The sequence below is a fragment of the Arthrobacter sp. B1805 genome, assembly GCF_002929745.1.
Taxonomy (GTDB): Bacteria; Actinomycetota; Actinomycetes; order Actinomycetales; family Micrococcaceae; genus Arthrobacter_D.
Window position 1 is genome coordinate 250,645 of the sequence record NZ_PJIQ01000001.1, and the last position, 18,429, is coordinate 269,073.

At 66.8% G+C, this 18,429-nt stretch carries 18 protein-coding genes and 1 riboswitch; of the genes, 12 read left to right on the forward strand and 6 right to left on the reverse strand.

The genetic code is table 11. The features are described 5' to 3' along the window. Positions 1 to 73: 73 nt before the first annotated feature. The 4 genes from CXQ96_RS01305 to CXQ96_RS01320 all read right to left on the reverse strand — a co-directional run bounded on the left by CXQ96_RS01305 (position 74) and on the right by CXQ96_RS01320 (position 3,133). Complete coding sequence (locus CXQ96_RS01305; protein WP_258058715.1) at positions 74 to 799, reverse strand: hypothetical protein; 726 nt, start codon at positions 797 to 799, stop codon at positions 74 to 76. 39 nt (positions 800 to 838) lie between these two features. Beyond that, a complete protein-coding gene (locus CXQ96_RS01310) occupies positions 839 to 1,366 on the reverse strand; it encodes a DUF421 domain-containing protein (protein WP_104116218.1) in 528 nt (175 codons plus the stop codon). Between the two features lie 262 nt (positions 1,367 to 1,628). Further along, the gene (locus CXQ96_RS01315) at positions 1,629 to 2,465 is read right to left on the reverse strand and encodes a formate/nitrite transporter family protein (protein WP_104116219.1); all 837 of its coding nucleotides are present in this window, start codon (positions 2,463 to 2,465) and stop codon (positions 1,629 to 1,631) included. Between the two features lie 344 nt (positions 2,466 to 2,809). Next, the gene (locus CXQ96_RS01320; RefSeq protein ID WP_104116220.1) at positions 2,810 to 3,133 is read right to left on the reverse strand and encodes a nuclear transport factor 2 family protein; all 324 of its coding nucleotides are present in this window, start codon (positions 3,131 to 3,133) and stop codon (positions 2,810 to 2,812) included. 128 nt (positions 3,134 to 3,261) lie between these two features. Between CXQ96_RS01320 and CXQ96_RS01325 the strand changes: the two genes are divergently transcribed. After that, positions 3,262 to 3,792: a MarR family winged helix-turn-helix transcriptional regulator gene (locus tag CXQ96_RS01325; protein WP_104116221.1), complete on the forward strand. Its 531-nt coding sequence runs from the start codon at positions 3,262 to 3,264 to the stop codon at positions 3,790 to 3,792. Positions 3,793 to 3,839: 47 nt separating this feature from the next. Then, the gene (locus CXQ96_RS01330; protein WP_219816061.1) at positions 3,840 to 3,986 is read left to right on the forward strand and encodes an SDR family oxidoreductase; all 147 of its coding nucleotides are present in this window, start codon (positions 3,840 to 3,842) and stop codon (positions 3,984 to 3,986) included. 324 nt (positions 3,987 to 4,310) lie between these two features. On the opposite strand, the gene CXQ96_RS01335 is transcribed toward CXQ96_RS01330, so the two are convergent. Then, positions 4,311 to 4,967, reverse strand: a complete 657-nt coding sequence (locus CXQ96_RS01335) for a PAS and ANTAR domain-containing protein (RefSeq protein WP_104116222.1) — start codon at positions 4,965 to 4,967, stop codon at positions 4,311 to 4,313. Positions 4,968 to 5,272: 305 nt separating this feature from the next. Between CXQ96_RS01335 and CXQ96_RS18275 the strand changes: the two genes are divergently transcribed. The 3 genes from CXQ96_RS18275 (at position 5,273) to CXQ96_RS01345 (ending at position 8,747) form a co-directional block, all read left to right on the forward strand. Further along, positions 5,273 to 5,473: a hypothetical protein gene (locus CXQ96_RS18275; RefSeq protein WP_181036318.1), complete on the forward strand. Its 201-nt coding sequence runs from the start codon at positions 5,273 to 5,275 to the stop codon at positions 5,471 to 5,473. A gap of 290 nt (positions 5,474 to 5,763) precedes the next feature. After that, the gene (locus tag CXQ96_RS01340; protein ID WP_258058716.1) at positions 5,764 to 6,594 is read left to right on the forward strand and encodes a mechanosensitive ion channel family protein; all 831 of its coding nucleotides are present in this window, start codon (positions 5,764 to 5,766) and stop codon (positions 6,592 to 6,594) included. A gap of 83 nt (positions 6,595 to 6,677) precedes the next feature. Continuing rightward, on the forward strand, positions 6,678 to 8,747 hold the full coding sequence (locus CXQ96_RS01345; RefSeq protein WP_104116223.1) for an ATP-binding protein: 2,070 nt from the start codon (positions 6,678 to 6,680) through the stop codon (positions 8,745 to 8,747). A 14-nt stretch (positions 8,748 to 8,761) separates the two neighbouring features. Here CXQ96_RS01345 and CXQ96_RS01350 read toward each other — a convergent pair whose 3' ends face one another. Then, positions 8,762 to 9,844, reverse strand: a complete 1,083-nt coding sequence (locus CXQ96_RS01350; protein WP_104116224.1) for an NAD-dependent epimerase/dehydratase family protein — start codon at positions 9,842 to 9,844, stop codon at positions 8,762 to 8,764. A gap of 144 nt (positions 9,845 to 9,988) precedes the next feature. On the opposite strand from CXQ96_RS01350, the gene CXQ96_RS01355 reads away from it, so the two are divergent. The 7 genes from CXQ96_RS01355 (at position 9,989) to CXQ96_RS01385 (ending at position 18,345) form a co-directional block, all read left to right on the forward strand. Beyond that, positions 9,989 to 11,080 carry a YihY/virulence factor BrkB family protein gene (locus CXQ96_RS01355; RefSeq protein WP_258058717.1) on the forward strand — a complete coding sequence of 364 codons (1,092 nt, stop codon included), beginning with the start codon at positions 9,989 to 9,991 and terminating at the stop codon, positions 11,078 to 11,080. Positions 11,081 to 11,159: 79 nt separating this feature from the next. Next, entirely contained in the window at positions 11,160 to 12,170 is a 1,011-nt protein-coding gene (locus CXQ96_RS01360) for a glutathione S-transferase family protein (protein ID WP_104116226.1), read from the forward strand. A 129-nt stretch (positions 12,171 to 12,299) separates the two neighbouring features. After that, a complete protein-coding gene (locus CXQ96_RS01365; RefSeq protein ID WP_104116227.1) occupies positions 12,300 to 13,364 on the forward strand; it encodes an iron ABC transporter permease in 1,065 nt (354 codons plus the stop codon). A 98-nt stretch (positions 13,365 to 13,462) separates the two neighbouring features. Continuing rightward, a complete protein-coding gene (locus CXQ96_RS01370; RefSeq protein WP_104116228.1) occupies positions 13,463 to 14,428 on the forward strand; it encodes an iron chelate uptake ABC transporter family permease subunit in 966 nt (321 codons plus the stop codon). Positions 14,429 to 14,430: 2 nt separating this feature from the next. Then, entirely contained in the window at positions 14,431 to 15,354 is a 924-nt protein-coding gene (locus CXQ96_RS01375; RefSeq protein ID WP_104116229.1) for an ABC transporter ATP-binding protein, read from the forward strand. Then, positions 15,351 to 16,406 (forward strand): siderophore-interacting protein, encoded by a 1,056-nt coding sequence (locus CXQ96_RS01380; RefSeq protein ID WP_258058718.1) that lies wholly within the window; start codon positions 15,351 to 15,353, stop codon positions 16,404 to 16,406. Before CXQ96_RS01375 ends, CXQ96_RS01380 begins: the two co-directional genes overlap by 4 nt. Positions 16,407 to 16,571: 165 nt before the next feature. Next, positions 16,572 to 16,800, forward strand: a riboswitch (cyclic di-AMP (ydaO/yuaA leader). A 3-nt stretch (positions 16,801 to 16,803) separates the two neighbouring features. Next, on the forward strand, positions 16,804 to 18,345 hold the full coding sequence (locus tag CXQ96_RS01385; protein ID WP_146070789.1) for a M23 family metallopeptidase: 1,542 nt from the start codon (positions 16,804 to 16,806) through the stop codon (positions 18,343 to 18,345). The last annotated feature ends 84 nt before the right edge of the window (positions 18,346 to 18,429 follow it).

Below are 18,429 nucleotides of genomic sequence, written 5' to 3' on the forward strand. Positions count from 1 at the left end.
GCAACCCGACGACCGAACCTCTTCAGAGGCCACCGCATGTGGGTCTGGGCCGGGACGCCTCGGTTACGGGTGTTCAGTCGTCGGGTTGGTCGGGTTGGTCGGGTAGGGATGAGGATGGGGCGGTTCCACGCAGGAAGAAGGCACCGAGGGACCCGGCGAGAGTGGCGAAGACCGCGACCGAGTAGACCGCGAGGATCACCTGCAGGATACGGGCGAAGGACGTTGTGGGGGTGAGACCGCTGCCGGTAATCGTTGCCATCGCGGATTCGAAAAGGGCATCGGCATAGGAATCGTGGGTGCCTGTCGCATACAGCAGTTGGCTAGAGGCGAGGATGACGACCGCTGTCACGGCCGCCAGCCAGCCGATCCGACTCGACAAAAGCCTTCCGGCCGATCGTGAGCCACGGACGCCTGCGGAGACGATGCCGCCGAAGCGTGCAAAGCGCGCGAGACGGGCCAGGCGGACGAAGCGTAATGCCTGCAGTGCACGGAAGAAGCGCAGGAACGGTACCAGGAGGAAGACGACCTGCCACCAGTTCTTCTTCCAGAACGTTCCGCTGAACCCGGCGATGTAGGCGCGGAGCAGGAATTCGGCGACGAACACGGCCCAGAACACCCACCCCACCACGGTGAAGAACAGGACCATCCCGGCACCGGTGGCCAGGATCTGCCCGAGCACCACGAACAGGAAGATGACGCCCAGGATGCCCATGGGCTTATCCAGGCGGGCTGCCATAGCTTCCGCGCGGAGCAGGCTCGCGTCGCGCCCCGTCACCGGTTCGTTCATCAGTTCGTTCACCGAGCCGGCTCCATCAGTCCCTCGTCCATCAGTGCTGAACTATAAACCGTCTCCGGTGGGGTAGCCGCTGATGCCGTGCATAGCGGAGCCGCTACCCAGTGTCTTCATAGGAATGACACTGAGTTTCCCGTTGGTCTCCAGCACGACGGCGGCAACTGAGGACAAGTCCCCGGTCCCGGTGCTGCGCACCGCTTGCAGGACTTCGGACTCGGTAAGCCGGTTGCGGCGGAGCCCGTCGTGCTGCAGTTGTCCATTGATGACGAGGGCGGTGGGTTTCGCTGTCACGGTGTTCCGTGCCCCAGGCCAACGCGCGGAAATCCAGGCGACGATGAGCTGCAGTCCCGCCAGGACTAGGAGGCCCGTGATTCCTTCGGCGTATGCGACATCGGAGCTGAGCAGGATCGTCGCGAGGGTTGATCCCAAGGCGACGGTGATGATGAAGTCGAAAGCGTTGAGCTGGCTGAAAGTCCTCTTGCCGGAGAGCCGCAGGACCCCGATGAGTGTGCCATAAGCAACAGTCCCTACAACGAGGACCCGGACGATGTCGGCCCACGAGTCAAACCACATTGCTGACACTCCCATGTCCGATCACGATGAAGCCCTTGGCCGCAGTACCTGGGTGACAGCGGGCAAGCACGGTGCTGGCGTTGATCATCTTTCTCCTTCCATGCGGCTCTCGCATGCCCCTTTTGTAGCGTTGTTCTCGACAGTACACAGCAACGGTGCGCGCGGTGCCACCGTCGAAATTCCGCTGTGAAACCCGCATCCATGCAGGTCCGACAGTTCCTATGCCCAAACCGCGTTACTTTCCATGGCCGGTGGAGTTCTGTTATCGGCCGTGGGGCGCTTCTGGGTCATGGGGAGCTTCGTTTCTGCGTTTCTCAAGGAGTTCTTTGGTGCGTACGAGCCGCAGGAGGGTGACTAGGACCAGCCCGCCGAGCATGTTGAAGAGAAGGGTGTAACCGAACCAGCCGAGCCACTGACCATAGCTGATATCGGAGCCGGAGTGGATGGCGGCGAAGATGAGCAGGGAGTCGAGGATGGAGTGGAACAACTGGAGTCCGGCCAAAAGGAATCCTCCGATAACGGTGGCGACGATGCGTGCAACGTCGTTGTCGGTACCCTGTTGCATGCGGCTCATGAGGGTGATGGTGCTTCCCCCGAGAACCGCGAGGGCGACGGTTTGCAGGGAGAAGGGCGCATCCACGAAGTGGTGGGCGCTTTCGCTGACGGTGTCGGTCCACTGCGGGAAGGCCTGCATGACAATCCAGACGAAAACCCACCCACCAGCAAGGTTTGCCACCAGGGTGCCTGCCCATAGCTTCCCCAGTTGCGCGATGCTTCCCTCTTTAGCGACGACGGCGGCGACGGGCATGAGGAAGTTTTCGGTGAAGAGCTCGCTGTGAGCCAGCAAGAGTGCGACCAAGCCGACGCTGAACGCGAGGCCGGCGAGCAGGTGGTTGCCCGTCTCATGCATGACGGCCAGGTAGGCCAGGATGCCAAGGCCGATCTCGAATCCTCCAAAGACGCCCGTCACCAAAATGTTCCTCATGGTCCGGTGTAGCCTCTCGGCTCCTTCTTCAATCGTTCTGTCGAAGGATTCCTTGAGTTCGTCCTCGACTGGGGCGTTCGATTCGCCCAGTTCCCGTCTGCGGTCCTCGCTCATGTCGCCTTCCTGTGCCTGGGTAAATCCCGGGAGGTGAGCTTCCGGTCACCCCGTCACCAATTCTCGGGTCATCCCAGTGAAGCAGTGACCCCTGCGATCCGCTCGCGACGGCCTGTACTTGATCTTTTCAGGACCCTCTGCCGCTGATCACGTTGCCCGGGGCGTGCTCTCGGGACATGCCGAGGGCACGGGCGACGTGGGTGGCGGGTTGGCCTTGCTCGATGAGTCGGCGGGCGTTGATAATCTGACTTGTACTGAAAACTGGGCGCCGACCACCAAGGCTCATGCCCGCGTCCCTGCGTTTGGTGGAAGCAGCGTGACGAGTTGCTCCGGCTGACGACGCTTCAGGCCGGATCGATCGACAGTCCCTTGACGAGATCGCCTTCGATGTCGAACTTGAAGGCGAACGGCTGGGGGCTTCCCGGGAAGTCGCCGGAGGACGACGCGACCATGCGGTTGCCGTCGAACGACGTCGGGGTGATGACGATCTTGGGGGCGATCAGGTGGCTGCCGATCCACGCGCGGATGCCGGCGTCGTCCGTGTAGGTCCTGCCGTCATCGGACACGACCGCGTCCGCAGCGAGCGTCGCCATCAGACCATCGACGTCGTGGGCGTTGTTCGCGGCGACGAAGTTCTCGACGGCCCTGGAAAGCGTGATGTCGTTCATCTGTTTCTCTCTTCTGTGCTGGGTGGGCTGACCCCTAGCCCTTTTTGTGTCCTCTACGACAGTATCACCTGTACTGTCGTAATGGACAGTACTTTAGGAGTGAGTGACTGGATCGATAGGATCGCGTCGTGGAAGACAATGGAAAGACCGACGGCCCGAGGTCGCTGCGCGCCAGCGACTTCCCGTACAGGTCGCAGCTGCTCGCGAATCTCAGCGCCCTGATCCTCCTATGGGACTCTCCCGCCATCCAGGGAGACATTCTCGCCAAGACCGGTGAGAGCCTCGACCAGCAGTCCCATCAGACCCTTCGGCACCTGCTCGCGTGGGGGTCGATGCGGCCGACCGCTCTCTCCGAGGTATTGGCGACCGGAGCTTCGCACGTGAGCAAGATCGTGCGCCGGCTCGAAGGCGACGGACTCGTGGAGCGAACGGCCGACCCGACCGATCGTCGAGCGACCCTCATCAGCCTTACCGAGGCCGGACAGGAGGCGGCGCGCGGCGTCTACGCCCTCGGTGATCGAATGATCGCCGAGGTGCTTGAGGGCTGGTCGGACGCCGACATCAGTCAATACACCGACCTCACCGAGAGATTCGTGAAGGACGCGATTGCCTCAGCCGACCGCATGCTCGAACGCGGCCTCCTCCCGCCGAAATCCTGACACCACGACTACGCACCATCATTTTGTCATTCAGGACAGTAGGCGTCATGGACGGTCTGGGCGGCGTTCCGCTAGGCCGCTTCGCCCGAACCGACGAGATGGCCCACCTGGTCGGGTTTCTCGTCTCCGACCGCGCCTCCGCCATCCTCGGCGCAGAGTACGTCATCGACGGCGGCTCCGTTCCCACCATCTGACCTCAGCTTTACGCAACCCCGGCTCCCGCACTCAGCGGCGAGCTAGGGCCGGGGGTGTTGCGGCGCTCGGAAAAGTCCCACATAGGCGCACCAACTAACCAGTGATGCATCCGCCGCATCCGCAGTCAGCCGGGCCGTGATCGAGCCGGCCGAAGGCACTCCTATGGGCCGCGCCGGCCTCAACGCTATGCGAGCCTTCAACCAGCGGAGCTAGTCGCGCAACCGTGTGCCACTACCTTAGTACGGGCATCGACAACACAGAGCTGACGTCAATCGGGCGTCGACGCGCCGGCAGTCTGGGGTTCTGCGTGAAGTTTCTAGAGGTTAGAGCGCTTGGAAGAGCTCGATCATCGCGTCGGGTGAGGACTGGTGGGAACGCTGGCGTGTCAGGTGTAGTGCCCGGTCGATGATCTCCTGGGATATGACGACGACTTTGCGGTTCGTACGCTGGCTGTAGGAGCTGATCCGCTCGAACGCTTCGGTGGCATCAAGACCGGCGCGGCCCATAAGGATGCCTTTGGCCTGCTCGATCACGGCACGGGTCAGCGCGGACGCGGCAACCGCCTCGTTGGCGATCTTGTGCGTGTCCGCGTGAATGGAGTGGGTGAGATCCACCACGAGAGCCCATATCCCAACGGGCTCTTCCTCGTTGTTGAGGATGAGGTCCGCGGAGATCAGGAGCTTGCGAGTGCCCCCCTTCAGATCGAGGAGGGTTGCGTAGATTGATGATGGTCCACCGGTGGTGGTGACCTTGGTCCAGAACGCACGGACGGCGTCCCTGTCTGTCGGGTGGACGTGGGACATGCCCAGCTCGAGACTCGGGACAACGTCACCGCGTTCGTACCCGTGGATCCGGTACAGCTCATCCGACCAGGTATAGGTGTCGTCAGCGAAGTAGTGCTCTACGGTGCCGGTCGGACAGTCAATGAAGTAATCGACACCGGACCCGGATGAGGGTGAGGGCTCGATGGTGGAGGGCATGCGTAAGCCATTCGACGACGGTGGAACGAGCTAGCGTCTTAACCCGAACCTAAAACAGCACACTAACAAGGATCACCAAATGCGCCGGTCCTCAGCATGGATCACAAGGAAGCCCAGTTGGTGAATTTTCCTGCCCAGCTGCGCGGCAACCACTTGCATCGCAGGCATCACACCCTGATAAGGGTGAAGAGTGAAGGTAGGTGTCAGAGGCAATGCCGCTATCCATGGCGTACGCGGCGGGACGATGTGTCAGGAATCCCGCCGCGTGCAACGTTGCTTGTCATGCCTGAACAACAGGTCCCCCGATGACAGACGAGGGAATGACGCTGTGTCCTTCCCTCGTCACCCGGCTGTTGGTTCTTAGATGGTTACGGGCGGATCAGGACTTTGAGGGCTTCGCGAGAGTCCATGAGGCGGTAGGCTTCGGCGATGTCGTCGAGCGGGAGTTCCTTATCGAAGACGCGGCCGGAACGGCTAAAGCAACCCAAGGTGCTTGCGTGATCTGACATGGTGGAGGGATGGATTCCCTGCTCGATGCCCTCCAACCACTCGCCACTGTCGTCGGCGCCGTCGTCGTCGCCCTCGTCGTCGCCTGGTCCACCGGCTCCTGCGGGCCGCGCCGGACGTGCAGGCCGTGACCAGGAGGACCAACAATCCGGCGCGGCTGGTCCTGTCCGTGCTCGGCGCGAGGATCGCGCTGGGGTAGACGGCGTCGGACCAACCGAGGTCGGGAGCAGTCGACTACGCGCTCGTCCTGCTCCTGATCGCCGCGTTCGCATGGTGGTTCCTCGTCGTCGTGCTCCTGATCGTCGAGACCGTCGTGCTTGCTCGCTACACGGCGCTCGCGAAGGACACGCGCCGCCTGAAGCGGCTCGAGACGGCGGTGGTGCTCGCGCGGCGCATCAGCGTGGCGCTCATCAGCACGCTCGCCGTCGCGAGCGTGCTCGTGACCATCGACGAGGTGCGCGCTCTCGGCGCCGGGATCCTCGCGTCCGCCGGCCTCATCCCGATCGTGGCAGGGCTGGCGGTCCAGAACTCCCTGAGCAACGTCTTCGCAGGAGTCCAGCTCGCCTTCACGGGGGCTATCCGCGTGGACGACGTCGTGGTGGTCGAGGAGGACATGGGGACGATCGAGGAGATCACCCTGACCTACGTCGTGGTGCGCGTCTGGGACGAGCGCCGCATCATCCTGCCGTCCACCTACTTCACCAGCACGCCCTTCGAGAACTGGACCCGCCGCCGGTCCGAGCTCCTGGGGACGGTGGAACTCGATCTGGACTGGCATGCCCCTGTGTCGGCCCTCCGGAAGTACCTCGACGACGTCCTGCGTACCTCAGACCTGTGGGACGGGCGCACGGGCGCGCTGCAGGTGACGGATGCCGTGGACGGCGTAGTGAGTGCCAGGACACTCGTCAGCGCGGAGGACAGCAGCTCTCTCTGGGACCTGCGGTGCGAGACCCGCGAGTCGATGGTGGGCTTCCTGCAGGAGCGATACCCCGACGCACTCCCACGGCAGCGCTGGGAGTCCGTGGGCCCGGCCCTGCCGCTCGGCGCGTGGGACGGGCCACTGGACTACGACCGGACGACGATCGGACGCGCCGGAGGCCGGGGAGCCAGTAAGCTGTGAGCCACGGTGGCCTCTCCAGGCTGCGCTCCGCCGGTCCTGGTCCGACCGCGGCAGGACATTGATACTTTCGAACAGGTAGTGGCATGGGCAAGGGGCGGATGCAGGCGGTCACGGGCAGGCTGGCAACCCTGTCGCCGGTGACCCTGCACCTCCTGTTCGCCCTCCTCCTGGCACTTGCCGCGGTCTTTGGTCGGAACACCAACCTCGAATCGAGCGGCCTCGCACTCGTCTGGCCTGCCGCCGGCATCAACTTCCTGTGGGGGCTGTGGGCGTCACGGACGAGGAGGGACTTCGCGATCGCGCTGGGGTGCACGGTTCCCATCCTGGCGGTGGTCAACCTCGTAACCGGTCTCAGTGCCGTCCTCGCACTGTCGGTGGCGTTCGGGAGCCTCGCCCAGACCGCCCTGTCCGTCTACTTCTTTCGGCGATTCGTCCCAACGCTCAGCGTACGGACCGTGGGGGAGTACCTGCGCCTCGGCGGCGTCGCGATCGGTGCCTGCTCGGTCGGCGCGCTGTTCATCGTGGCCGGTAGCGCCCTCGACGGGGCGGCCGAGCCGTTCACGGCGTTCATCCCCTGGCTCGTGCGTCACGCCGTCTCCCTGACGGCGCTCGGATCACTCGGCATCGTCATTGCGGCGAGCATCGCTGCACGCGCAAGGAATGAAGTGTCCCCGCCCCTACCGTCGGCACGCCGGGCGGAGTACGCCCTCCTCGTCGTCCTGTCGGTGGTGCTGTATGTCGCAACCTTCGGCACGAGTATGGCACTGCCGGTCGCCTACGCGACCATTCCGGCCCACATGTGGGCCGGTCTCAGGCTCCGCTCCGCCTGGGCGATGGTGCACGGTGTCCTCAGCGGCGCATTCCTGGTCTTCTTCACCCTGGCCGGGTTGGGCCCGTTCCAGGACCTCAGGCCCGACATCGCCGCCTATGTGGCGCAGTCGTTCATGTTCATCGCTTTCTCCCTCTCGGCCGTCCTGGCGCTCAGCATGGACGAGCGGCGCCGGCTCATCGCCCGGCTGTACCGGGCGACCGACGAGGCGAAGGCCGCTGCGGATCTCCGCGACCTCGTCATCGGTCGGATGAACGACGGCGTCCTGGTGACCGGGCCCGATAGCCGACTGATCTTCCAGAACGCGACGAGCGCGCGGTGGCTCGGTCCCGGCAGCGCGCAGCCCGGTGAGATATGGACCCGCGACTACCAGGTCACGGCGCCGAACGGTGAACCGCTGACGGACGACGACAACCCGCTGACGCTGGCGCTGCAGGGCGTGGTCACGGAACGGCTGGACCTTGACCTGATGCACCGCTCGGGGGAGGTCAAGTACCTGTCCGTCGACGCGATGCCGCTCCCGAATGGTCAGGGCGCCCTGGTGGTGATGCGCAATGTCACCGACGAGCGGGTCCATCAGCGCGATCTCGGTCGCTTCGCCTCCGTCGTGGCGCACGATTTGCTGACGCCGTTGACGGTCTTCGATGGCTGGCTCGAGATGCTCGAGGACCCGCACCTGCCACCCGCCGAGCGGCAGGCCAGCATCGAGCGTCTCCAGCAGGCGAGCCTGCGGATGAGGAAGCTCATCCGCAACCTGCTCGCCTACAGTCTCGCCAAGGAGGAGAAGCTCAGCGCTTCGAGGATAGATGTCGCGGAGGTGGTCGAGGGGATCATCGACCTGCGCACCGCCCTGCCCGGAACACAACTGCCTGCGGTGATGTTCGACGTGTCCGCGCCCCACCCCGTCTATGCCGACGAGCGGCTCTTCCTGCAGCTCATGGAGAACCTGATCGGGAACGCCATGAAGTACGGGCGCACGGACGGCACGGGCGAGGTGCGGGTGTCGACCTCCACGGACGCGTCGTCGGGCAGGACCCTCGTGCATGTGCAGGACAACGGTATCGGTGTCCCCGAGGGCGACCTCGAGAGGGTCTTCGAGGAGTTCCACCGATCGGAGAACGGCCTTGGACAGGCGACAGGCACAGGCCTCGGACTGGCGATCTGCCGTCGGATCGCCGAAAGCCATGGAGGAACCATCACGGTGCGCAACGTGGAGCAGGGCGGCGCCGAGTTCACCGTCAGCCTACCGGGTGCGCCCGGGCACCTGCCCGAAGGTATTCCCCTGGTCGACGCCGAGGACAGTCCCCAGGTTCCGGCACCCTGAGCTCGCGACCCGGGCTAGCCCTCCGACCGGGGGTACATCTTCGGGGAGCCGCTGTGCCCTTCGCCGTGGCGCATCCCTGCCAGTACCTCCGCCACCGCCTCGCGGGACGAGTGGCGCGGTTCCCACCCGAGGTCCCTCCTGGCCCGGGAGGTGTCCATGACAGGGCTCTGCGCTGCCAGGTCGATCCAGCCGGGATCGGTTCGCTGGATACCGAGCCCCCAGCTGGCCGCCACGATCCATCGCAACACGCGCACCGGGAAGCCGATCACGCGGCGGGCTCCCAGGAGGTCGGCGAGGCGTACCGGAGTGAGTTCGGGTTCGGCGGCGATGTTGAATGCTCCGGACGCGCGCCGCGCCACGACGCGCCAGTAGGCTTCCGCGACGTCCTCGGCGTGGACTGCCTGGAAGATGAAATCCGAGGGAATGGGTAGCAGCGGCAGCGGCAGGCGGCCCAGCAGGACCTTCGGGATCAGCGGTCCCAGGAAATAGCGCCCCACCTCGCTGCCCGCCGCGTTCTGGAAGATCAGTCCGGGCCGGAGGCGTGCCACCGCGATCTCCGGGTACTCCTGCTCGAACGCATCCAGCAGCCGCTCCTGGTCGGCCTTCTGGCGGCTGTACTGGGAGGACCGGACGCCCTGGGTCGGCCAGGTCTCGTCCCTGCGGCTGCCCTTGTCCGCGGGCGAGTAGGCGGCGACGGAGGAAGCGCAGACGACTTGGCGAACGCCGGCGGTCCCTGCCGCATGGAGCAGGTTGGCCGTCCCCGTGACATTCGTACGGCGCATGGCCGGCTCGTCGTGGTTGGGTTGGATGGCCCACGCGAGGTGCACGACGGCGTCAGCCCCCTCGAGGGCGCGTGTCAGGGCGTCCCTGCCCTCGTCGGTGCCGATGTCGATGGCGTGCCAGTCAATGCCGTCGTACGGCTCCTGCGTTGTATCGGGGACGGTGCGGGCAATCGCGGTGATCGAGATACCGTCGGCGCCCTCCGACGTGTCGTAGCCGGTGCGCTGGATGGCCTCCCGGTCTCGGGCTGCTCGCTGGAGGCGGGTGAGGAGCGCGGTGCCGACGTTCCCGGTGGCTCCGATGACTGCGATGCGCATGACTAACTCCTGGTCTCGGGGTTCGCTGGCACACGGCGTGTGCTGATCGGAACTGGACTACTAAGTAAGCTTATGGTGCAGTTGGAGGAGGCGTACAGCCGTCAGCACGCCCCACCGATTCCGGGGCCAGACCGGGAGGTATCCGTGAGCAGCAACAGCAAGGTGGGCAGTGGCCCCAGGAGTGAGGCGGCGAAGAGGGCCGACACGGCGCCGGATCCGGAAGATCCCCGCAAGCCGGACGATCCGAGTGATGTCAAGAAGCCGGCCTGGAAGTACGTGTTCAAGCGTTCCGTCAGCGAGTTCGGCAAGGACCAGTGCACCGACCTGGCCGCGGCGCTGACCTACTACGCGGTCCTCGCGATTTTCCCCGGCATCCTCGCGCTGCTGTCCCTCCTGGGCCTGTTCGGCCAGGCGCAGAACACGACGAACCAGGTGATGGAGATCATCGGTCAATTCGCCCCGCCGGACGCAGTCGAGACGATCAAGCCCACCATCGAGAACCTCGCCTCGAACCAGGCGGCCGGATTCACCTTCGTCATCGGCCTCCTCGGCGCCATCTGGTCGGCGTCGGGCTACGTCAACGCCTTTTCTCGGGCGATGAACCGCGTCTACGAGGTGGAAGAGGGCCGTTCGTTCTTCAAGCTGCGCCCCCAGATGCTCCTCATCACCGTCATCGTGCTCGTGCTGATCGTGATCATGGGCCTCATGCTCGTCCTGTCCGGTCCCGTTGCCGAGGCGGTCGGTAACACGATCGGCCTGGGCGGAACGGCCCTGATCATCTGGAACATCGCGAAGTGGCCCGTCGTCGTGTTCTTCGCCGTGCTCATGATCGCGGTGCTGTACTACGGCTCCCCCAACGTCAAGCAGCCGAAGTTCCGCTGGATGAGTCTGGGCGGATTCATCGCACTGATCGTCCTCGCCGTCACCACCGCCGGGTTCTCGCTCTATGTCGCCAACTTCGGTAACTACAACAAGACCTACGGTGCCATCGCAGGCGTGATCGTCCTGCTCCTGTGGATCTGGCTCGCGAACCTGTCACTCCTCTTCGGCGTCGAGTTCGACGCCGAGATGGAACGTGGACGGCAGCTGCAGGGTGGCATCAAAGCGGAGGAGACGATCCAGCTGCCGCCGCGGGATACCAAGGCCGCCGAGAAGAAGCACGACAAGCAGCTCAAGCTCGTGAACGAGGGCCGCGAACTGCGGGAGAAATACGGGCGGGAGTCCGCGCGGCGGTAGCACCACCGCGCCTGCACCTGGAGGCCCGGCCATGTCAATGGCCGGGCCTCCGGTATGCCGACGGTCCTACACTTGCACCATGACCGACACGCAGCAGTCCGACACGGCAGGGCACAGCACCAAGGGGGCCTACGTAACCTCGGGGAAGGAATTCACGCGGGACACCCAGTACATCGAGACGCGCATCACGCGTGACGGCTCCGATGGCTATCCCGTTGAAGCCGGGCGATACCGCCTCATCGCCGCGAGGGCATGCCCCTGGGCCAACCGGACCATCATCGTGCGGCGGCTCCTCGGTCTGGAGGATGCCATCTCGCTGGGAACTCCGGGACCGACGCACGACAGCCGGTCCTGGACGTTCGACCTCGATCCTGACGGACGCGACCCGGTGCTGGGCATCGAGCGCCTGCAGGAGGCCTTCTTCAAGCGCGATCCCCACTACTCGCGCGGGATCACGGTGCCGGCCATCGTGGACACGACGACTGGCGCGGTCGTGACCAACAATTTCCCGCAGATCACCCTCGACTTCTCCAGCGAATGGCAGGAGTTCCACCGCGACGGCGCGCCGGACCTCTACCCGGAGGACCTGCGCGAGGAGATCGACGCCGTGAACAAGCGTGTCTTCACCGAGGTGAACAACGGCGTCTACCGCTGTGGTTTCGCCGGTTCCCAGGAGGCGTACGACGCCGCGTACGACCGGCTGTTCACGGCCCTGGACTGGCTCGAGGAACGCCTGGCCTCGCAGCGATTCCTGGTGGGGGACACGATCACGGAGGCGGATGTCCGCCTGTTCACGACGCTGGTCCGGTTCGACCCCGTGTACCACGGACACTTCAAGTGCAACAGGAACAAGCTGACGGAGATGCCGGCGCTGTGGGCCTACGCCCGCGACCTGTTCCAGACGCCGGGTTTCGGGGACACCATCGACTTCGAGCAGATCAAGCAGCACTACTACATCGTGCACGAGGACATCAATCCTACCCGGATCGTCCCGAAGGGCCCTGACCTCGCGGGATGGACCACCGAGCACGGGCGCGAATCCCTCGGGGGCAGGCCCTTCGGCAACGGCACGCCGCCCGCGGCCGCCTAGGTACTCGGCTGGTCCGGCTGCCCCGGACGACGCGGCGGCCCGGAGCATTAGGAAACAAATCCGTTTCTTAATGGGCAATAGCACAGGCTACCCTTACTTCAGACCGATCGTCTGGCTGAGGGAGGCACCATGGCAGTTCAGGCCTCCGTGCTGCGTCCGGCTCCCGCGGCCGAACCTGGTCCCGCCGTTCGCCGCCGGTCCACACCGCGCACCGTGGCGGGGCTCCTCATCACAGCCGTCATCCTCGCCGTCTTCTGCCTCGCCTCGCTGACCATCGGCGCACGGTCCGTCGGCGTGGGCACCATGGTCGATGCCGTGGTTGCCTTCGATCCCGCCAACGGCGACCACGCCGTCGTCCTCTCCCGCGTCCCGCGCACCGTCGTCGGACTGCTCGTCGGGTCGGCACTCGCAACTGCCGGCGCAGCACTCCAGGGAATCGCCCGGAATCCTTTGGCCGACCCCGGCATCCTCGGGATCAATGCAGGGGCTTCCCTCGCGATCGTCGTCGGGATCTACCTCTTCGGGCTCGGCAGCGCCTCCGGGTACATCTGGTTCGCCTTCGCGGGCGCAGGCGCCGCAGCCCTCACGGTCTACGCGGTGGCGAGCCTCGGGCGGGAGGGCGCGACGCCGGTCAAGCTCGCGCTCGCGGGTGCTGCCCTCGCGGCAGGGCTCGCGAGCCTCACCAACGCCATCCTCGTATCGAGCCAGGAGACGCTGGACGCCTTCCGGTTCTGGCAGGTCGGCACGCTCTCCGGCCGCGGTTGGGACGTCATCGGGATCGTGGCGCCGTTCCTCCTGGCGGGCCTCGCGCTGACCCTCGCGACCGGCAAGGTCCTCAACAGCCTCGCGCTCGGTGACGATGTCGCCCGGGGGCTCGGCCAGAATGTCGCCCTGGCGCGTGGTATCGCCGGCCTCGGCGCGGTGGTCCTGTGTGGTGCCGCGACGGCTGCCGCCGGTCCCATCGCCTTCGTCGGGCTCGTCATCCCGCACGTGGTGCGTCTGGCAGTCGGAGCCGACTACCGCTGGATCCTGCCGTTCTCCGCGCTCCTCGGGCCCGTGCTGCTGCTCGGCGCCGACATCCTGGGGCGAGTCGTCCTGCCTCCGAGCGAAGTGCAGGTAGGCATCATGACCGCCGTCGTCGGCGCTCCCGCCTTCATCTGGTTGGTGCGTCGACGGAGGATGGCGCAGCTGTGAGCACCTCCCTCGCCGTCCGGCATCCCCGGACACTCCCGCACCCCGCTGAAGGCCTCGCCGCCGTCCGCGCCCGCCGGCGCAGGAGCTCGGCAATACGGATGGCCGCCGTGGCCGGCATCGTCCTCGTGCTGTTCGCGGTGAACATCCTTCTCGGCTCCTACACCGTCACGATCCCCGACTTCTTCCGGATCCTGGGCGGGGCCGACATACCGGGCGCAAGCTTCATCGTGCTGGAGAGCAAACTGCCCAGAGCCGTGATCGGTCTCATGATCGGGGTGGCCTTCGGGATCGCCGGCGCAGTCTTCCAGACGATGCTGCGCAACCCCTTGGCGAGCCCTGACATCATCGGCATCAGCTACGGCGCGAGCGCCTCGGCGGTGGCCGCCATCGTGCTCTTCGGGGCTGCCGGAGCGACCGTCTCGTTCTCGGCGCTCATCGGGGCACTGGTGGTGGCCGCGGCGATCTACCTGATCTCCCGGCGCGGAGGTGTGGCGGGCTACCGGCTCATCCTCGTGGGCATCGGGTTCGCCGCCGTCATGCACGCCCTGGTCAACTTCCTCATCACCCGTGCGGATCTCCGGACGGCGGCGGAGGCGGTCCTGTGGCTGAGCGGGTCGCTCAACTCGAGCAACTGGGACCGTGTTGCAGTGCTGCTCGCCTGTCTCGTGGTCCTGGTGCCGGGAGCGGCCGTCCTCTCCCGCAGCCTGCAGGGCCTCGAACTGGGGGACGACGCCGCCGCAGGCCTCGGCGTCCGGGTCGAGGCATCACGGTTGTGGCTCATGTTCACGGCCGTGGCCCTCGCTGCGGTGGCCACCGCGGCAGCCGGGCCCGTCGCCTCCGTTGCTTTCCTCGCCGGACCGATCGCCCGCCGGTTGCTCGCGAACCGGTCCTCGCTCGCGATGGCGGCACTGGTGGGTGCGGTGATCGTGCTCGCGGCCGACTTCGTCGCCGCGAACCTCATCCCCGGGGCATCGCTGCCCGTCGGCGTCGTCACAGGCGCCCTCGGCGCGCCGTTCCTGCTGTGGCTGCTCGCCACGGCCAACCGCTCCGGCCAGGGAGGCTGATGATGGCTGCACGCCGAGATCCTAGGACGACCGACACCCTGTCGGCGGAGGACCTCACGCTCGCGTACGACCAACGCGTCGTCGTCGAAGGGCTCTCCGTCGAGGTTCCGGCGGGGAGGGTGACGGTGATCGTGGGCGCGAACGCATGCGGCAAGTCGACGCTGCTGCGCGGACTGGCGCGCCTCCTGAAACCCGCGAAGGGCACTGTCGTGCTGAACGGATCGGACATCCACACCCAGTCGACCAAGGCTGTCGCCCGCGTACTCGGGCTCCTCCCACAGACGCCGGTCGCTCCCGACGGCATCAGCGTCGCCGATCTCGTGGGACGCGGCCGGTACCCGCACCAGGGCTGGTTCCGCCAGTGGACAGCGGAGGACGACGCGGCAGTGGCGGGCGCGCTCGAGGCCACCGACACCCTGGGCCTCGCCGACCGCAGCGTGGACGAACTGAGCGGCGGGCAGCGCCAGCGGGTGTGGATCGCCATGGCACTTGCCCAGCAGACCGGGATCCTGCTGCTCGACGAGCCCACGACCTTCCTGGACGTCACGCATCAGATCGAGGTCCTCGATCTGATCACCGACCTCAACCGGCGCGCCGGGACCACGGTGGTCATGGTGCTTCACGACCTCAACCTCGCTGCGCGCTACGCCGACCACCTCATCGCGATGCGGGACGGGCGGATCGTCGCAGAGGGCCCCCCGTCCGGCGTCGTCACCCAGGAGACCGTTTCCGGCGTCTTCAACCTCGACTGCCGCGTCATCGAGGATCCCGTCTCCGGCACACCGATGGTCGTGCCTGTCGGCAGGCACCACGGCGCCCCGACGGCGATGAGCGCACCGACCTCCCGTGCCGGCCAGGTGCCGGCACGGGGCTACCGACCCAACCCGCAGGACACCGTCCCGGCCCACCTGGAGGCAACATCATGACCGAAGTGAGCCAGCGGAGCACCCTGCGGACCGCCGCGGACACCGAGCCCATGGTGCTGGCGTTCGACGTCGTCGTCACCCGGGTGCAGGAGCTCGGCGCGAATTTCCGCCGTATCACCTTCGGCGGTTCGTGCCTCGCGGCGTTCGGCGTGGCGGGCGACACGCTGGACCTCAGGATCAAGATCATCATCCCGTCGCAGGGTCGCGAGTGCCCGGACATCGCAGGGCTGATGCAGCGCGGCGGTGCCGCGAGCTGGTACCAGTCGTGGCTCGGCATGGACGCGGAGGAGCGCGGCTCGATGCGCACGTACACGGTGCGCGATGCGCGCTGCGAAGGGCCACGGCCCGAGATCGACGTCGACTTCGTGATGCACCTCGACGACGAGGGCCGGGGAGGGCCCGCAGCCGAGTGGGCTTCGACGGCGCGGCCGGGGGACCGCGTGTGCATCATCGGACCCAACTCCTCGGCGGCGCAGTGCCTGACGGCGGGAGCCTACGGCGGCATCGAGTGGAGCCCGGGGCTTGCCCAGCACGTCCTGCTGGCCGGTGACGAGACCGCAGTGCCCGCCATCAGCGCCATCCTCGAGGCGCTCCCCGAGGACATGGGCGGGCAGGCCTTCCTCGAGGTCCCGGACGAGCGGGACATCCAGAGCATCGAGACCCGGTCCTCGGTCGCCATCACCTGGCTTCCCCGCAAGGGCCTCCCGCACGGCGAGCTGCTGGAGACAGCGGTTCGCGACGCCGTGCGTGTACCCGGCTGGGTGTCCCTCGCCGGCTCCGCCGACGCCGTCAGTGGCGGTACCGAACCCGAGTACGTCGATGTCGACAGAACCATCCTCTGGGAGACCCCGCAACTGCTCGAGACTGCGATCGTGAGGTCGACGGTCAATCCCGAGCGCCCGTCGGGCACCCAACCGTTCTACGCCTGGATCGCGGGGGAGGCCGCGGTGGTGCGGGGACTGCGCCGCTACCTGGTGCGCGATGTGGGCGTTGACCGGAAACAGGTTGCGTTCATGGGGTACTGGCGCAAAGGGCGCGCCGAGTTGTCCTGATGCCGCCGATCGGTTCCTGAGGCGCAGGTTCTCCGGGGGAATTGCGCAGGTTCCCGTGAGCGGAAAGCAGTATTGCACGAAAGATCCACAGGATGGATAACGGAATTGTAACTGCGCGTTCCGTGCCCTAAGGTTTGAGCAGTCGAAGCTCGTTTTATTGTGATCCAGGTCCGCACGCCTAACCCTGTCAGCGGACCGCATGAACAACCTGTGACAGGGGTGGAGGATCCACATTCCGGCGGTGCGAGCCGCCTTGGGGTGAAGCCCTCTACGCATTGCTAATCAGCACGGCCCCACCTGCGGTTCCACCGCGTCCGGGGCTGCGCCGAGGGGGCCGAGTCAACTCTTGCTCGAATCCGACAGCTAACTTCGCCGGCGTCCTGAGAGAGGTATGCAGTTGACCCAGACGGTTACGTCCGGGCGCCGTCGCGCGTCCGACGATCGGGCGCACCACCAGTCGGTTCCGCACAGCTCTGCCCCCGCCCTCCCGAGCCGCCGGTCGCTCCGTGTCGGGACGTACGAGGCCCGACCTGCAGTACGGACCCCCGCGGCCCGCGTCGCCCCCGTCGACACGCGCCCCACGATCGTGACCCATGCTGCGCCCGGCATCGAAGCCGCGCCCGCTTCCGTTGTTGCCCACGTTGCCGTTGCTGAGCCCGTTGCCGTTGCCGTTGCCGTTGCTGCGCCTGCTCCCGTCGCGGCCGTTACCGCCCGCGTGGCCGTTCCAGGCCTCCCGACGGCTCCTGCCCGCGCGCCCATGGCTGCCTCGGCCGGTGGCGCGGCCCCCACCCGCGCCGGTCGACGGGCCGCGACTCCGGCTGGTCCTCCTGCGGCATCGGCCGTCGAAGCCTCGAGCCGGGTTGCAGCACCACGACCGCCCGTATCGGCTCCGCCCGTCACCGCGCGTGCCCTTCCAGTGCCCGCCCCCTCCGAGCGCCTGCTCACCCGCCGGGAGATCCGTGAACAGGGGAAAGCCGCGCGCGAGGCAGCCGCAGCCGTGCTCCTGCACTCCGAGAGCCTGACGTCCGAACGGGTCGAGGTCGCCGTCGGAGAGCCGAGGCGCGCACCGGTCGAGGTTTCAGCCACCGGACCCACACCGGCACCACCGGTGGACGACGTCGACGGCGCTGTCCCGGCGACGCGCCGGAGCGCCCACCAGCCCTCTGCGGCCGTGCGGCCGCACCAGGGCACACGGCCACGCGCGGCAGTCCGCCCGGCGGCAGTCCGCCGCGCCGCAGCCCGCCCCACCCCGCTCACACGACTGCGGGACAACGCCGCGACCGCCGGCATCGTCCTCGCTTCCGCCGGTCTGGTCATGGGTGCCGTGGCTCCCTCGACGACGACCGCGGCCACGGGCAGCAGTGCCACGGCCGCGGAAGCGCCCGGTGTCGCACTGGCCTCGGGTGTCGCTCCTGCTGTCACTGCGCCTGCCGAGGCGTCGGTGACGTTCGGCCTGGAGAGTGCAGGCCCGGCGACCGAGGGCATCGCTCCGAGCATCGCCAGCGCGAGGGCCCTCTCGAGCTCGCTGACCCCGGCAGCGAAGGAACGCAAGGCGTTCGACGTTCCCGTGGCCAATCCCGTCGTGGCTTCGACCTTCGGATACCGGGTCAACCCCATGGGTGGCTACGGCTCGGAACTCCACACCGGCCTGGACTACGCCAGCGCGTGCGGTACGCCCGTCGTCGCAGCCGATGCGGGAACCGTCATCGACTCCGGCTGGCATGCCTACGGAGGAGGCCAGCGCATCGTCGTCGATCACGGCGACGGCATGAAGACCACCTACAACCACATGAGCGTGCTCGAGGTACCGGCCGGTACCCAGGTGCACCGTGGCGAGGTCCTCGGCGCAGTCGGCAGCACCGGGAACTCCACCGGCTGCCACCTGCACTTCGAGGTCATGGTGAACGACGAGAAGGTCGATCCGCAGCCCTGGCTCTAGCCCGGGCGATCCCGGGGTCGCGCTGCACCCGACGGTGAGCACGCGGCCATGGCGGCCGCCGGTACCGCGCAGGAGCGATCCGAG

What these genes read in the sequence shown, in the direction of transcription:
- CXQ96_RS01350 (WP_104116224.1), bottom strand. Translation starts at nt 9,844, where the DNA reads ATGCGCATCGCAGTCATCGGAGCCACCGGGAACGTCGGCACCGCGCTC.
- CXQ96_RS01315 (WP_104116219.1), bottom strand. Translation starts at nt 2,465, where the DNA reads ATGAGCGAGGACCGCAGACGGGAACTGGGCGAATCGAACGCCCCAGTC.
- CXQ96_RS01365 (WP_104116227.1), top strand. Translation starts at nt 12,300, where the DNA reads ATGGCAGTTCAGGCCTCCGTGCTGCGTCCGGCTCCCGCGGCCGAACCT.
- CXQ96_RS18275 (WP_181036318.1), top strand. Translation starts at nt 5,273, where the DNA reads ATGACAGACGAGGGAATGACGCTGTGTCCTTCCCTCGTCACCCGGCTG.
- CXQ96_RS01380 (WP_258058718.1), top strand. Translation starts at nt 15,351, where the DNA reads ATGACCGAAGTGAGCCAGCGGAGCACCCTGCGGACCGCCGCGGACACC.
- CXQ96_RS01370 (WP_104116228.1), top strand. Translation starts at nt 13,463, where the DNA reads ATGGCCGCCGTGGCCGGCATCGTCCTCGTGCTGTTCGCGGTGAACATC.
- CXQ96_RS01360 (WP_104116226.1), top strand. Translation starts at nt 11,160, where the DNA reads ATGACCGACACGCAGCAGTCCGACACGGCAGGGCACAGCACCAAGGGG.
- CXQ96_RS01330 (WP_219816061.1), top strand. Translation starts at nt 3,840, where the DNA reads ATGGACGGTCTGGGCGGCGTTCCGCTAGGCCGCTTCGCCCGAACCGAC.
- CXQ96_RS01310 (WP_104116218.1), bottom strand. Translation starts at nt 1,366, where the DNA reads ATGTGGTTTGACTCGTGGGCCGACATCGTCCGGGTCCTCGTTGTAGGG.
- CXQ96_RS01375 (WP_104116229.1), top strand. Translation starts at nt 14,431, where the DNA reads ATGGCTGCACGCCGAGATCCTAGGACGACCGACACCCTGTCGGCGGAG.
- CXQ96_RS01320 (WP_104116220.1), bottom strand. Translation starts at nt 3,133, where the DNA reads ATGAACGACATCACGCTTTCCAGGGCCGTCGAGAACTTCGTCGCCGCG.
- CXQ96_RS01345 (WP_104116223.1), top strand. Translation starts at nt 6,678, where the DNA reads ATGGGCAAGGGGCGGATGCAGGCGGTCACGGGCAGGCTGGCAACCCTG.
- CXQ96_RS01335 (WP_104116222.1), bottom strand. Translation starts at nt 4,967, where the DNA reads ATGCCCTCCACCATCGAGCCCTCACCCTCATCCGGGTCCGGTGTCGAT.